10 protein-coding genes are annotated in these 14,786 nt (G+C 73.0%); 3 read left to right on the forward strand and 7 right to left on the reverse strand.

Annotation, left to right across the window (positions count from 1 at the left end; all coding sequences use genetic code 11):
- Positions 1 to 44 precede the first annotated feature (44 nt).
- The gene (locus tag Ari01nite_RS15290) at positions 45 to 1,415 is read right to left on the reverse strand and encodes a M14 family zinc carboxypeptidase (protein WP_239162776.1); all 1,371 of its coding nucleotides are present in this window, start codon (positions 1,413 to 1,415) and stop codon (positions 45 to 47) included.
- 196 nt (positions 1,416 to 1,611) lie between these two features.
- Here Ari01nite_RS15290 and Ari01nite_RS15295 point away from each other — a divergent pair, with 196 nt between their 5' ends.
- The 3 genes from Ari01nite_RS15295 to Ari01nite_RS15305 all read left to right on the forward strand — a co-directional run bounded on the left by Ari01nite_RS15295 (position 1,612) and on the right by Ari01nite_RS15305 (position 6,742).
- Positions 1,612 to 2,385 carry a hypothetical protein gene (locus tag Ari01nite_RS15295; RefSeq protein ID WP_203782006.1) on the forward strand — a complete coding sequence of 258 codons (774 nt, stop codon included), beginning with the start codon at positions 1,612 to 1,614 and terminating at the stop codon, positions 2,383 to 2,385.
- 63 nt (positions 2,386 to 2,448) lie between these two features.
- The gene (locus tag Ari01nite_RS15300; RefSeq protein WP_203781897.1) at positions 2,449 to 5,145 is read left to right on the forward strand and encodes a hypothetical protein; all 2,697 of its coding nucleotides are present in this window, start codon (positions 2,449 to 2,451) and stop codon (positions 5,143 to 5,145) included.
- Between the two features lie 181 nt (positions 5,146 to 5,326).
- Complete coding sequence (locus Ari01nite_RS15305) at positions 5,327 to 6,742, forward strand: M28 family peptidase (RefSeq protein ID WP_203781898.1); 1,416 nt, start codon at positions 5,327 to 5,329, stop codon at positions 6,740 to 6,742.
- Between the two features lie 68 nt (positions 6,743 to 6,810).
- On the opposite strand, the gene Ari01nite_RS15310 is transcribed toward Ari01nite_RS15305, so the two are convergent.
- The 6 genes from Ari01nite_RS15310 to Ari01nite_RS15335 all read right to left on the reverse strand — a co-directional run bounded on the left by Ari01nite_RS15310 (position 6,811) and on the right by Ari01nite_RS15335 (position 14,681).
- On the reverse strand, positions 6,811 to 10,128 hold the full coding sequence (locus Ari01nite_RS15310) for a S8 family serine peptidase (RefSeq protein WP_239162777.1): 3,318 nt from the start codon (positions 10,126 to 10,128) through the stop codon (positions 6,811 to 6,813).
- Positions 10,129 to 10,208: 80 nt separating this feature from the next.
- Positions 10,209 to 11,414 carry an ABC transporter permease gene (locus tag Ari01nite_RS15315; protein WP_203781899.1) on the reverse strand — a complete coding sequence of 402 codons (1,206 nt, stop codon included), beginning with the start codon at positions 11,412 to 11,414 and terminating at the stop codon, positions 10,209 to 10,211.
- A gap of 65 nt (positions 11,415 to 11,479) precedes the next feature.
- Complete coding sequence (locus tag Ari01nite_RS15320; RefSeq protein ID WP_203781900.1) at positions 11,480 to 12,148, reverse strand: ABC transporter ATP-binding protein; 669 nt, start codon at positions 12,146 to 12,148, stop codon at positions 11,480 to 11,482.
- Positions 12,145 to 13,314 carry a peptidoglycan-binding domain-containing protein gene (locus Ari01nite_RS15325; RefSeq protein WP_203781901.1) on the reverse strand — a complete coding sequence of 390 codons (1,170 nt, stop codon included), beginning with the start codon at positions 13,312 to 13,314 and terminating at the stop codon, positions 12,145 to 12,147. Before Ari01nite_RS15325 ends, Ari01nite_RS15320 begins: the two co-directional genes overlap by 4 nt.
- A complete protein-coding gene (locus Ari01nite_RS15330) occupies positions 13,311 to 14,237 on the reverse strand; it encodes a hypothetical protein (RefSeq protein WP_203781902.1) in 927 nt (308 codons plus the stop codon). The genes Ari01nite_RS15325 and Ari01nite_RS15330 overlap by 4 nt, the downstream gene beginning before the upstream one ends.
- A gap of 24 nt (positions 14,238 to 14,261) precedes the next feature.
- A complete protein-coding gene (locus tag Ari01nite_RS15335; protein ID WP_203781903.1) occupies positions 14,262 to 14,681 on the reverse strand; it encodes a hypothetical protein in 420 nt (139 codons plus the stop codon).
- Positions 14,682 to 14,786: the final 105 nt, after the last annotated feature.

A 14,786-nucleotide genomic window follows, 5' to 3' on the forward strand; every position in this document is an offset into this window, starting at 1 on the left:
CCTAACCCTCACGGTACCGCCCCGGCAAGCCGGAGCGGGACAGGTCACATGTCCAGCGTTCCGGCCAGGTGGGCGGCGGCGGCCACGGTGGCGGCGTACTGGACCGCGACCAGGCGGCGGATCTCGATCGGCTCCAACTGAGCGGTGCGGGCGTCCTCGTCGAGCCAGGCCCCGTACCGCCGCTCGACCTCGGACAGCGCGCCGCGCACCGACGCCCGCACGTTGCCGACCGCGGCCTCGCCGCGCAGCGCGCGCAGCAGCACGCCGCCGTAGCGCAGTCGCCACTCGTGCACGTTGAGCGCCAGCGAGTTCGCCTCGGCGACGGTGGCCGGTCGCTGCGACGCGGACTCGGCGCTGCGGGCCAGCCGGGTGGTGGCGGCCTCGGCGAGCACCCCGGCGTAGAAGCGGGCGGCCCGCCAGAACGGCGCGGCCGGAGCAGCCAGATCCGGCTCCACCGCGGCGAGCGTACGCCCGAGCAACTCGGCCGCGTCGCCCATCGCGTGCGCGTTCGCGGCCAGCGCCTCGTGGTAGCCGATCCCGGCCGGCGAGGTGTCCGCGGCCCGTGGGTCGTACCAGTAGGGCAGCTCGCTGACCAGCATGAGCGCACCCCACCGGCCGGCGTACCAGGTGGTGCTGCCGCCGCCGAAGGTCCACCGGCCACCGCGTTCGGTGATCCGTTGATAGACCTCCGGGAACGCGGTCGCCTCGTAGATCGCGTCGGCCAGCCGGACCAGGTCGGGCGCCTCCGGCTCACCCCGGTCCAGCGGGATGCCCAGATGTTCGGGCACCGCCTGGAGCACCGGGTGCAGCACCGGCTCGGGCCGGCTCAGCCAGTAGTACGCGCCGCCCAGTTCACTGTTGTGCAGCGAGGCCACCAGTGCCGGCCGGTGCTCGTCGATCAGCCGCATCAGCGCCTGCGTCTCCGGGATCGCGTCGTCGAAGTACGCGTCCTCGTGGTTGATCGGGAACGTCCACTCCACCTGGTCGGCGCCGGCCGGCCGGTAGAAGTGCCGGGCGTAGTGCGCCCGGGTGAACGGCCCGCGCAGCCAGCCCTCGTTGAGCCGCAGGCCGTCCGGGTCGGCGCAGTCCACGATCCGCCACCGGTGCCCGAGCCGGTCGCGCAGCCCGGGATCGGCGCACAGCCGCTCGGCCAGGTGCAGCGCGGTGAGCCCGCCGATCGGCTCGTTCGGGTGCGGCAGCCCGAACACCAGCGCCTCCGGCCGGGCCGGCCCGGGTGCGTCGACGGTGAGGCACCAGAGCGGGTCGCCCTGCCGGGAACTGCCGCACCTGCGCAGCGTGCTGATGTCGGGGTACCGTTCGGCGATCCGGCGGAGCCCGGCGTGCAATTCGTCCACACCGGCAAAGACCCGGTGGGGCGGGACGGTGGTCAACTCGTCGAGGATCCAGGGTGGCAAGCATCCGATCACCGTGCCATCCTGCGACAGATTCGCAGGTCGGGCCGGGTTTCGGTGAGTGCAAGCACAAGAACCCGCCAGTACGTTGTCGGCTCCGCCGCTTGACGGCGGAACAGACCGTACTGAACCGGACACGGTCGGGAGAACGTATAAACAGCTGTCGATCTCTCCACCTGAGTGGAAGGGAAGGTCCCCGATGGCCGACTGGGTCCTGATCCCCTGCTTGAAGGCGTTGTTCGCCGAGTTCAACCGGATCGCACCGCGCCGCGACAAAACCACCGACGGCAGCATCGGCGATCCCGCGCACCGGAACCGGGTCTCCGACCACAACCCGGACGAGACCGGCGCCGTGCCGATTCACGACGCCGACCGCGTCAACGAGGTCCATGCGATCGATGTCGACAAGGACCTCAACGAGAGCGACCTGACCATGGAGAAGGTCGTCCAGTTCCTGATCAACCGGTGCCGCAACGGCAGCGAGCGGCGGCTGCGCTACGTCATCTACAACAAGCGCATCTGGTCCGCCTCGTCCGGCTGGGTGCAGAAGTCCTACACCGGTGCCTCGCCACACACCGGGCACGCGCACTTCTCCGCCTCGTACGACACGAACCTCGAAGCCAGCACGGCTTCCTGGCACCTGGAGGACATCCCGGTGGCACTCACCGCGGCCGACAAGGCCTGGATAACCAACACGATCGCGACGCAGACCCAGAAGGCGATCGAGGCCAAGCTGGCCGAGATCGCCAAGGAGGTGCTGCTGGACTACCGGATCAACGGCACCCAGACGCCCGGCTCCAGCTACCAGCGCAACCTGACCGACCTGACCGGCGACGTCTGGTTCGCCACCATGGTCGGCACCACCCGCGGCGGCGACCCACTGCCGCCGGACGGCGCGTTCTCGCAGATCATGCAGGACATCGCCGAACTGTCCGCCAAGGTGGACGAACTGGCGGCACGGCTGGACGGCTGACCCCCGGCCGTCCTGTTTAGAGCAATATCGATGTCGTTGCACGGGTCGGATAGACAGAGCTGCATGCGCAGACTACTGACGTCGGCCGTGCTCGCCATGGCCCTGGTGGTGGGTGCGGCCGGGCCCGCCCCGGCCGCACCGCCCGGGCCGGACGGGGCGCCGGTCGCCGGCTGGTCCGTCGTGGACGGGCGGCTGACCTGGACGTCCGGCAAGCCGGTGCCGCTCGCCGACGCCGCCGTGGAGTTCTGGTCGGGCGACCGGCGGCTGGGCCGGGCCAAGCCGCACCCGGACAGCCGCACCTTCAGCCTCGACCTGGCCAGCACCGCGGGGCTCGACAACCTCGGCGACCTCGAGGTGCGGGCCGGCGGCAAGCGGCTCGACCGGGCGGAGCCGCCGCGTACCACCTCCCGGAAGCAGGCGGTGCCCACCCCGCCGGCACCGCAGCCGGCGCATGGCGCCGACCCCGGCAAACCGGGCCCCTACCGGACGGTCACCGGCGAATACGACCTGCCCGGCGTCAAGCTCCCGGACTTCGGAGTCCCGGTCGAGATGCGCGGCGTCGTGGTGGCGCCGCGGGGCGCACCCGGCGCTCGCCCGCTCGCGCTGTTCCTGCACGGCCGGCACCTGCTCTGCTATCGCGGGATGGACGAGGAGGTTCCGCAGGAGTGGCCCTGCCCGGCCGGCACCGACCCGCTGCCGAGCCACCGGGGCTACATCCAGGCGCAGCAGTTGCTGGCCTCGCAGGGGTACGTGACCGTGTCGATCTCGGCGAACGGCATCAACGGCCAGGACTACGCGGTCGAGGACGGCGGCGCCCAGGCGCGGTCGTCGCTGGTGCGGCTGCACCTGGCCAAGTGGGCGGAGTGGGCCGGAGCCGGCCGGGCCGGCGCGCCGGGGATCGCCCGGTCCGCGCCCCGGGCCGACCTGTCCAAGGTCTTCCTGATGGGCCACTCGCGCGGCGGCGAGGGCGTCAGCCGCGCCGCGATGGACAGCCTCACCCCGCCGCCGGCCGACCGGGACGGCTACCGCGGCCCGGTCCGCTGGACCATCCGCGGCATGCTGCTGATCGGGCCGACCATCTTCGGCCAGAACCCGGTGCCGGACGTGCCGTCGGCGACCATCCTGCCCGGCTGCGACGGCGACGTGTTCGACCTGCAGGGCCAGCTGTTCGTGGACGAGACCCGCGGGGTGAGCCGGGGCCGGGCGCTGCACAGCGCGCTGTACTTCGTCGGCGCCAACCACAACTTCTTCAACACCGAGTGGACGCCGGGCCAGTCGGTGGCGCCCTCCTGGGACGACTTCGGCTCCACCGAACCCGACCCGGTCTGCTCGCCGGGCACCCCGACCCGGCTGACCGCGGCCCAGCAGCAGACCGCCGGCGCCACCTACATCGCCGCCGCGGCCCGGCTGTTCGTCGGTGGCGACGACCGGATCCGGCCGCTGTTCGACGGCAGCGGCGTGCGGGCCCCGTCGGCCGGCCCGGCCCGGGTGCTCAGCCACGCACTCGGCGGTAACCGCACCCCGGTGCTCGCGCCCGGCCCGTCGACGAAGGTGTCCGCCGGAGCCCGGATCTGCGAGCAGATCACCGACGACGCCGCGAAGTCCTGCATCGACCCGCAGGACATGAACTCGCGGCTGGCGCACTTCGCCCAGATGTACCCGATCGTGCCCGAGCCCGGCCGGTACGCCGCCGAGCTCAGCTGGTCGGCGGCCGGCCGCCCGATCCGGCTCGCACCGGCCCGCCCGGTCTCCGTGGCCGGCAGCCGCGAGCTGGCGCTGCGGGTCATCGTGCCGCCGAACACGACCGGCACCCGATTCGGCGTGACCGTGGTCGGCGCCGACGGCCGGCGGGCCGCACTCGGCGACGTGCGCATCGACGGGCTGCCGGGCACCGAGTGGACCACCTCGTACTGGGGCCAGGAGGTGCGGGTGCCGCTGACCGGTGCGCCCGGGCGGGTGGCCGCGGTCGAGTTCGTGCCGCGCAGCGGATCCGGCCGGGCCTGGGTGCTCGACGCCTGGGGCTGGTCGCCGGGCACGCCCGACCCCGCGCCGGTGGCGTTGCCGCGGCTGGACATCGGCAAGGTCCAGCCGGTCGAGGGCGACACCGGGAGCGCGACCTACGAGGTGCCGGTGTCGGTCACCGGGAGCGGCGGCGGCACGCTGCGGCTGTTCCTGACCGACAACGTCTCGTGGGTGACCCGGTCGTGGGTGGCCACCGTGCGGCCGGGCCAGCGCACCATCGAGGTCCCGGTCGAGGTCACCGGCGACACCATCTACGGCGAGGGCGAGGGACAGCAGCTGACGGCCAAGGCCGAGAGCGGCTTCGTGGTCGGCGACTACGTGGGCGGTCTCGACGTGGTCAACGACGACCCGCGGCCGGGTGTGTCGGTGGCCGCGACGTCCGTACGGGTGGCCGAGGGCGCCCAGCTGACCTGGGAGGTCACCCTTTCGGCGCCGACCGAGACGGTGTACTTCGTGGTCACCGAGCCGCGGGCGCCGGCGTCCGGCGTCGAGCTGTCGACCCTGGACGTGGACCGCGCCTGGTTCGAGCAGAACGCGTGGCAGAGCGCCGACCCGGAGCGGCCGCTGTCCGCGACCTGGCTGGTGCCGTACCTCGGTTTCGCGCCGGGCGAGACCACCAACCCGTTCACCATCCCGACCGTCACCGACGACCGCACCGAACCGGACGAACTGGTCGAGCTGCACGCGATCGACGAGTCCGGCCTGCCGGTGCTGACCGGCACCGTGACCGGCGGATAACCCTCCGCAAGGCGATGGCCGCAGCGCTGCCCGGGTGAACTTTTCCGGGCAGCGCCGCGCGCCTCCGTGACACTGTGTCTATTGAAGATGGACGAACGGTGTCCTAGGTTTCTTGCGATGTGATCGACACCCGTCTACGTAGCCGGATCGGCCGGGCGGGGAATGCACAAGGAGGAAACCAATGGATTCGCGTGCCTCGAACGGCTCGCTCAGTCGGCGCAGAATGCTGACCATAGCTCTGGGTGGCGCGGCGACGGTGGCCCTGCCGGCCCCGGCCTGGGCGGCGGACGACCTGCGTCCCGGAGCTGTCAACCTGCCCACCCTGACCGACAGCGACCGCCTGGTGGCGAAGCGGGTTTCCGCGGAGCGGGCGCTCAAGCATCTCAAGGTGCTCTCCCAGGACATCGGCCCACGCATCGGCGGCACCCGCTCCGAGCGCACCGCGGCGCACTACATCGCCGGTGTGCTCGACGACCTCGGCTACGAGGTGGAGCTCCAGCCGTTCGCGGTGGCCGACAAGTTCCTGGCCCAGCTGGACGCGCCGTTCGGGCTGCCGGACGACCTCTGCTGGCAGGCCGGCGCCTCGCCGCACGCGGCCCTGGACACCCGGGTCCGCGGCGACGTGGTGGACGTCGGCGCGGGCGCGCCGGAAAACTACCCGGCGTCCGGTGTGACCGGCAAGATCGTGCTGATCGACTACGTGGCGACGACCCGCGAGCAGCTGGTCGCCACCGCGGTCGCCCAGGGCGCGGCCGGCGTCGTGTTCCTGCCGGCCGACCTGGTCGAGCCGCGCCGGGCCTCGGCGTTCAGCCCGACGCTGCCGGCCTCGGAGGCCAACCCGGTCGCCATCCCGGTGGTCGGCGTGGCCCAGGCGCAGAAGCACCGGCTGCGCGCGCTGCTCGCCCAGCGCCGGCTCATCCTGAGCATCTCGACCCGCGCGCACCGCGGCCTGACCTCGCACAACGTGCTCGCCGAGGCACGCCGCCGAGGCCCGGTCGACCCGGCCCGCCCGGTGGTCATGGTGAGCGCGCACTACGACTCGGTGATCGGCGCGCCCGGCGCCAACGACGACGGCTCCGGCACCGTGCTGACCATGGAGGTGGCCCGCGTACTGCGCAAGCTGCCCACCGACGCCACCCTCCGCTTCGCGCTGTGGGGCTCGGAGGAGCAGGGCCTGATCGGCTCCCGCTACTACGTGGCGCAGCTGCCGCAGGCCGAGCGCGACCGGATCGTCTGCGTCTACCAGAACGACATGGTGGCCACCAGCTGGGACCCGGCGACCCGCTACTGGCTGCTGTCGTTCACCGGCCAGCCCAACGCGGCCACCGACGGCGTCACGGCGGCCGCGATCCGCCTCGGCTACCAGCCGCAGATCTCGCCGGTCACCCTGCGCGGTGCCAGCGACCACCAGTCCTTCCAGGAGGTGGGCATCGCGGCGGCCAACTTCTCGTGGCGCGGCGAGGAGTCGCCGGCCCTGCTCGAGCCGCCGTACCACAGCCCCGAGGACACCATCGCCAAGAACATCAGCCTGGAGCGGCTCCAGGTCTCCCTCGAGCTGATCGGCTCCGCCGCCTACGCGACGGCGGGCCCCCGCTAGACACCAGCACTTCCGAAGGGCGGCGGTCAGGGGCCCGCGGACGACTGAACGTCCGCGGGCCCGTTCGGTTATCCGGCGCGGTAGGCGTCGATGACGGTCTGCTCGAGGCCGCTACCGGCACTGCCGGTGGCGGCGACCTTCAGCGAGACCGACTGACCGGCCGCCGGCGTGGGCAGAGTTGCCCGGAACGAGCCGCCGGCCCGGGTGACCACCGTCGGCCGCCAGGTGGCGCCGCCGTCCAGCGACGTCGCCACCGTGAACTTCGTGACGGTCTGCGCCGGAACCCCGCGCGCCTGACGGACCGTGAAGGTCGCCGTGCCGGACGCGGTCGGGTGGTTCGCGTCGTCCAGCGGGAGCGCGTAGTCGACCGCCAGCAGCGGCAACGGAACGTCGCCGGTGCCGGACGGGCCGGCCGAGCGGAACGTCCATGACGTGCTGACCCGGGTCGACACCGGCAGCGACCGGCTCGCGTCCACGTCGTACGTGATCCGGTATTTGGCGTTTCTGCGCGGCACCGGGAAATCGCCTATGGAACCGTCGACCGCCCCGACGGTCCGTCCGTTCCGCTCCAGGGTGAGCTTCTGGGTCAGGTCGAGCCCCCAGCCGTCGGACAGGCAGTCGAACCGGTTGTGCTGGTCGACCAGCGTGACCATCTCGAGGTGCATGTTGCCGCTGGTCCGGGTGGGCGGGAGCGGCCGGCACCCGCTGGGCGAGCCCGGATCGTCGAAGAAGCCGGACCGCAGCGGCTGGCGCACCCAGCTCTTGCTCTGCCGGCTGCCGGCGGCGTGCTTCTGCGGCGCCTCCTGGGTGACGAACCCGTTCCAGAACGCCTCGTCCACCCATGCGTAGCCGGGCGACACGTAGTCGGTGCGGGTGCCGACCAGCTGGTCGGTGCTGTGCTCGGCCAGGAACACGCCCTCGGGGCTGAACCCGTACCGCTTGTGCATGGTGACCGAGTCCGGCACGTCCAAGCGGTGGAAACGCTGGTCGATCCGGGCGAGCGTGGCGTGCTCGGCGGCGGTCACCCGGTAGGTCGGGTCGGCCGGGATGCCGTTGCCGAACAGGTGGATGAGGTCGTAGAGCCGGCCCGGGGCCAGCAGACCGAAGGCGCCGTACGCTCGGAAGGTGCCGATGGCGGCGCCGTCGTTGGGCACCACGAACACGTTGCCCGCCTTGGCCGACTCGCCCCACGCGAACGCGAAGTCGTTCCAGGCGATGCCGCGCGCCGCGGTCTGGATGTAGGTGAGGCCGAGCGAGCCGGCCGAGGTCTGCACACCGTCCACGGTCGCGCCGAGCCGCTCGGCCGCCGCGAGGTCCATCCGCACGGTGGTGTCCGCGCCGATGGTGACGTCCGGGTCGCCGGCCATGGCCATCCGCTCGTCGAGGACCTCGTCGGAGAAGGCCATGAACGAGCCGAGCACGCTGTACCGGCCGGCCGGCACCCGCAGGCTCACGGTCTCGCCCGGCTCGCCGAACACGGCCCACGCGAACTCGGCCGGGTCGTCCAGGTTGACCACCTGGATGGTGGACCAGCCGAGGGCGCCCTCCGGGGTGCCGGGGATGGCGGTGGACTCGATGGTCAGGTCATGGCTCGGCGGCTCCACATAAAAAGCGATGGGGGTACGAGTCATCGCCGCGCCGCCGGAGCGCGCCGTGACCACCGCCTTGTAGAGGCCCGGTGCGGGCCGGTCGACGTGTACCGCGACGCCCCCCGCGGCCCCCGCGGCCAGATGCAGCCGACTGTCCCACAGAGTCACGACACCGGCCGGGACGGCCTTGCCGCGCGCGTCGGTGACCGCCACGTCGAGGGCAAGATCGGCGGCGGCGGTGCCGGTGTTGAGCCAGCCGAGCTTGCCCTCCACCGATTTCTCCGCGGTCAGGGTGCCCAGGTTGACCACCGGCGACGTGCTGACCACGCCGGACAGCGCCCGGGCCGCGTTGAGCCGGCCCGCGCCCAGCGCGTACGGGTCGGTCGTGTCGATCGGGTCGGCCGCGCCGACCAGGGCCGCCTTGATCTGGTCGCCCCGCCAGTCCGGGTGCCGCTGGGCCAGCAGCGCGGCGGCGCCGGCCACGTGCGGCGACGCCATCGAGGTGCCGGACGCGGCCACGTACCGAGCGTCGACGGCCCGGCCCATGGTGGTGCCGGCCGCCCGGGCCGCGACGATCTCCACGCCCGGCGCGACCAGGTCCGGCTTCATCGCCTTGGAGCCGAGCACCGGCCCGCGGCTGGAGAACTCGGCCAGCGCGTCCGCGCCGTCCACCGCGCCGACGGCGAGCGAACTGGGCGCCGCACCCGGCGACGGGATCGAGTTGTCCACCGGACCGGCGTTGCCGGCCGCCACCACGAACAGCGTGCCGGTCTCCGCCGACAGTTCCTCCACGGCCAGCGACACCGGGTCGGAGCCGTCGCTCGGCTCGTATCCGGTGAGGCTCATGTTGACCACCGGCGCCCGGCTCGCGGCCCACTCCATGCCCGCGATCACCATCGAGTCGGTGCCCTCGCCGCTGTCGTCGAGGACCTTGCCGACCAGCAGCTTCGCGCCCGGCGCCACGCCCTTGCGGGCCCCGCCCGAGGCCGCGCCGGTGCCGGCCGCGACGGCCGCCACGTGGGTGCCGTGCCCGAACCGGTCGACGGCGTCGCCGCCCTCGACCGTGAAGTCGGCCTTCTCGACGATCTGGCCGGCCACGTCGGGGTGGGTGGCGTCGATGCCGGTGTCGAGCACCGCGACCTTGGCGCCGGTGCCGGTGTAACCCGCCTGCCAGGCCTGCGGTGCGGACACCTGGCGCAGGTTGCGGTCCAGCGCGGTCACGTGCTTCTTGCGGTCCAGCCACACCTTGGCGGCCGGCGCGGTGGCGCGTGCGGAGGCCTGCATCAGCTTGGGCCCGGCAGCCTTGGCCTGGTGCCCGGCGACCGCGCCGATGCTGGGCAGCGCGCGCTGCCCGGCCAGGCCGGCGACCAGCGGGTCGGCGGTCAGCCGCGCGGCGTTGCCGCCGGGCCGCACGATCAGCGGCAGCGTCCTGCTGCGCGCGTCGTCGTACCCGTTCAGGATCAGGCTGGTCACGTCGAACAGTGCCGGGTCCAGCACCTTGCCGACGAGCGGGGCCACCTTGGCCGGTACGACGTGCACGTGCCCGTCGGGGCGGCACTGCCGGGACAGTACGCCGCTCGGCTCGGCCGGCCGGACGCTGACCATCGGGCAACCGGACGGCCGGGCCTGCACCGACACCACATCACCGGTCAGCAGCGTCACCGTCCAGGTCTGTCCCGGTGGCAGCACCGCGGTGCCGGCCGGTGCTTCCTCCGCCGCACCCACCCCGGGTACGGCCAGGGCGGCCAGCAACACCCCGGCGGCCGGGAGCGCTAAGAGTTTCCGTGAGACATTCATGCTCCTAAGTCGGGTTGAGAGACGCACTCGGTTGCCCGCCTTTGCTGTCGGATTTGGACAGGTGTCGATCAGGCCGCGGATCAGGGGCCGCGCTGAAGTGCCTGCACCGGCGGGATGCGCACCGCCCGCGCGGCCGGCCACAGCCCGGCGAGCAGGCCGGCGGCCGTGCTGGCCGCGCAGGCGACCAGCGCCGCCCGCACGTCGATGCTCGGGGTCCAGGCGTTGGCCAGCGCGACCACCGAGACGACCAGGACGCCGAGCAGCGCGCCGGCCGCCCCGCCGGCCGCGCCCAGCAGCGACGTCTCGGTGACGAGTTGGACGAACACGTGCCGCGGGCGGGCGCCGAGGGCCCGCCGCAGGCCGATCTCCGGCGCCCGGACGGCGATCGCCGCGGTTGCCGCGTTGCCGATCGAGATGGTGCCGATCACCAGCGCGATCAGGCTGAGGACCAGGGTGGAGCGGGTCAGGTCGCCCTCGATCTCGCGGCGCAGGGTCCGTGGGTCGGGCGGCGCGATGGCGCGCAGGTCGCCGGCCGCCTCCGGGCGCACCGCGAGCGGCGCCTGCCGGCCGACCACCTGGGCGGCGCCCGGCGCGGTCTCGATCAGCACGTCGCGGGCCGCCGTCCCGTCGGTCACCAGCCGCTCGCCGAGGGCGTGCGGCACGATCGCGGCGGCCATCGCCTCCTCGCGCCGGGCGACGTCGCCGTAGATCCCGATGACCGTGTACGCGGCATCGCCGATGAAGACCGCGACCCCGACCCGGGTGACCGCGAGTTGCGCCGCGACAGGCGCGGACAGCAGCACCACGGGCACCCGCCGCTCGTCGTGGAACCGGTCGAACAGCCGGCCCGAGGTCAGCGCCGGTCCCATCACCCGCAGGGCGTCCGCGTCGGCCCCGATGACGGGTACCGCGGCGCCGGTGGTCGACGCGTCGAGGGTCCGTCGCAGTGGCCGCTCGCCGACCGCCACCCGGCTGCCGGCCCGGACCACGCCGGTCAGGCGGGCGAGCCGCTCCCCGGCGTTCGCGCTCCAGGACGGGTCGAGGCCGGCGTCCTCGGGCTGGACGATCACCTCGGTGGCGCGCCGCGCGTCGAACACCGACGACACCTGCCCGCTCATGGTGGCGCCGAGCCCCAGCGTCGAGACGTAGGCGGCCGCGCCCAGCACCGTGCCGACGACCGTGACCAGCGACCGCCCGGGGTGCCGCAGCGTGGAGAGGGCCGACTCGCGCAGCAGGTCGCCGGCGCGCAGCCGGGCCGGGGTGAGGCCCATCCGCCTCCAGTCCATCCGCCTCCAGCCCATCCGCCTCCAGCCCGGCCGGCCCCAGTCCAGCCGGCTCCAGTCCGGCCGCCTCACTGTTCCCGCACCGTTCCGTCGATCACCTGGAGCCGCCGGCCGGCGTGACCCGCCACGTCCGGGTCGTGGGTGACCACCACGAGGGTCAGCCCCTGGTCGTTGAGTTCTCGCAGCAGGGCCAGCACGTTGGCGGTGTTGCCGCTGTCCAGGTTGCCGGTCGGCTCGTCGCAGAAGAGCACCGCGGGCCGGGCCGCGATGGCCCGGGCGATCGCCACCCGCTGCCGCTCGCCGCCGGAGAGCCGGCGCGGGTCGGCGTGCATCCGGTGTGCCAGCCCGATCCGGTCCAGCGCCTCCTCGGCCCGGCGGCGGCGCTGCCGGCGCCGCAGCGGGCCGTAGAGCATGCCGATCTCCACGTTCTCCACGGCGGTGCGCCCGGCCAGCAGGTGGAACGCCTGGAACACGAAGCCGAACAACTGGCCGCGGACCGCGCCGTGCAGCCGCTGACCGCCGCCGACCGTCTCGGTGTCGCTCACCCGGTACGACCCGGCGGTCGGCTCGTCGAGCAGTCCGAGGACGTTGAGCAGGGTGGACTTCCCGGAGCCGGACGGGCCGGTGACCGACACGTACTGCCCGGCGTCGATGCTCAGGGTGGTGGCCCGCAGCGCGTGCACCGGCTGGCCGTCGTCGTAGGTCCGGCTGACGTCGCGCAGGGCGAGCAGACTCATCGCGACTCACCGACCACGACCGCGGTGCCCTCGGCGATCCGGCCGTCCGGCTCGACGATCTCCACCCAGCCGGCGGCGACGCGCCCGGTCCGCACCGGCACGTCCGCGCCGTCGACGGTGACGAAGGTGCTGCCGTCGGCCCGGGAGAAGATCGCGGTGACGGGTACGGCGAGCACGGGTGCCACCTCGCCGGCGGCCTCGACGTCCACCCGCACGGTGCGCTGGCCGGTGCTGGCGAGGGCCTTGCCGGTGAACCGGAACCGCACCTCGAACCCGGTTCCGCTCTCGGCCTCGACGGGCTTGTCGCCGATCGCGCCGATCGCCACCGTGGTCTTGAGGCCGGCGCCCTCGTCGGTCGCGGTCGCCTTCTGCCCGGCCGCGAGCAGGGCGACCTGTTCCGCCGAGGCGACCGCGACCAGCGCGGGGGCGGCCCGGTCGAGGTCGAAGAGGGCCGTCTTCGGGTCGGTCAGGACGGTACCGACGCGGACGTTGACCGCGCTGATCCGCTGCCCGTCCTTGCCGAGCACCACCACGTGCGCCTGCGGCAACGACACGGTGGCCGGTGTTGCCGCGGCAGGAGCCGTGGCCGGCTCGGTGGTGGGTGCCTTCGTCGGCGCCCGGTAGCCGCGGTCGGTGTAGAGCGCGGCGACGGCATTCTGCGTGCGTTTGTCGAAGGCCCCGGTCACCGGCAGGCCGTAGCCGAGCCGCCGGAGCGCGCGCTGCACCTGTGTGACGTCCGGCCCGGTCACCCCGTCGGTCAGGTCGCGGTACAGCGGGAACGGCGACACCAGCAGGAACAGCGGCTCGCCCGAGCGTTCCAGCACCACCCGGCCCTCCCGCAGCCGGGTGCCGGGCCGGACCGGCACCTTTGTGACGACGCTGTTCGGGCCGGCCGCCGCGGCCGGCAGCGCGAGCCGCACGCTCGCCCCGGGCTGGATCCGGCCGCGCAGCACCACCGGCTCGGCCAGCACCCGGCGCTCGGCCGCGGCGGTGACGGCCGACGGCGCCGGCGGTTCGGCGTCGGCCGCCAGCTGGGCCGGCGAGCGCAGGTTCCGGCCTACCGCGGTGGCCGACGCCGCGACGACCAGGACCGCCAGGAGCGACCCGCCGCCGGCCAGCAACCAGCCGCGGCGGGCGCGCCGCAGCCGGTCCTCGGCCGGGTTCACCGGGTGCCGATCAGCGCGGTCGCCTGCTTGGCGATGTCCCTGATCCGGGGGTTGAGCTCGGTGAAGGAGGTCTCGTACCGGGTCACCATCTCCTTCTGCACCGCCACCGCGACGGCGAGTTGCTGCTCGGCCAGGGTGGTCCGCTGGCGGCAGCGCAGCCAGACCACCGCGAGCTCGCTCTCCTCGGCGGTCGGGTGGTACCGGAGGGCGGGCACCGCCGGGCCGACCTCCACCGTCCCCGGCTTCTTCGCCGGCTGCCACTCGGTCGCGGACGTCTGGTCGACCGCACCGAACGCCACACCGAGCAGTTGCGGCCGCGGGGTGCGGAGGAATTCTTCCTCGTCGGTGGTCCGGTATCCGCTCTCCCGGACGCAGGCGAGCATTTTCGCCGGTATTCCTTTGTCGAGCCGGTCGTGGACCGTCTTCATCAACGAGCCGGCGATTTTGTTACCGAGGTCGAAATACGAGTGGTAAATATCCCGGACGTCGTCGCCCAGCCGGTCCCACGCTTTTTCGCCGCACTCGTCCATGGTCCGGTCGTAATTGGGGTCGAAACTGACGACAGGGGAGGGTTCGGCCGGTTGGTCCCGGCCGAACCCGACCCGTCGTGCCTCCTGCTCGGTGGTCGGACCGAAGGTGCGGGCGGTGATGGCGAACGTGGCGAAGGCCGGGATCGGCCGATCCATCATGGTTTCCAGGTTCTGCCGGTAGCCCGCCTCCGCCAGGCACTCGTTGCGGAGCTTGAGCTGGGCGTAGTCGATCAGCCCGAGGCTCTCGCCGAGGAACAGCGCCAAGGGGTTGCGCTCGTCCACGACCTCGGGCCGGGCCGGCGTACCCCCGCTGCACGCCGATATCGACGCCGTGGCCAGCAGTGCCGTCAGCGCGGACACCACCAGCCGCCGTGCTTGCCGTTCGCTTCTCATCTCACCCGTCCGTCCGGCCCGCCGTTACCAGGTGTTGCAGCGCTTGTGCGCGTCGTTCAACTCGAAGCCGACGTCGACCCGGACGTCCCGGGCCACCTCGGCGTAGTGCCACTCGGCGCCGGTGGTGTCGTAGTCGAGCAGCTGCACCCGGCACGTCGAGTCCCGGTTCCAGACCCCGACGGCCTTGTTGTTCAGCGGCGCCGACCAGGCGTGCGCGTTGTTGAAGATCAGGATGTGGGCGTGGGCGCCGTACGAGTACCAGAATGAATGCGAGTAGTTCCAGTTGACGTTGAACATGGTGTGGCTCTCGAAGGCCCGGAAACAGATTTCGTACCGGTCGCAGGTGCTGTTTCCGTTACCCCGGTCCTCGGCCATTGCCGGGGACGGGATCAGCATCACGGCGGCACCGGCCGCCGCCGCGATGGCTGTTCTGAGTTTTCGCATAGGTGTCCTCCCGTTGGTGGGAGGCTCATTATTGGGAGCGGCCGCGCGGCGTGAAAACGGCTCTTCGGTATACCGCCCGGCCGGCTTGCCGGAAACCGCACGGCC

Origin of the sequence: Paractinoplanes rishiriensis (assembly GCF_016862375.1) — a bacterium.
Classification (GTDB): Bacteria; Actinomycetota; Actinomycetes; order Mycobacteriales; family Micromonosporaceae; genus Actinoplanes; species Actinoplanes rishiriensis.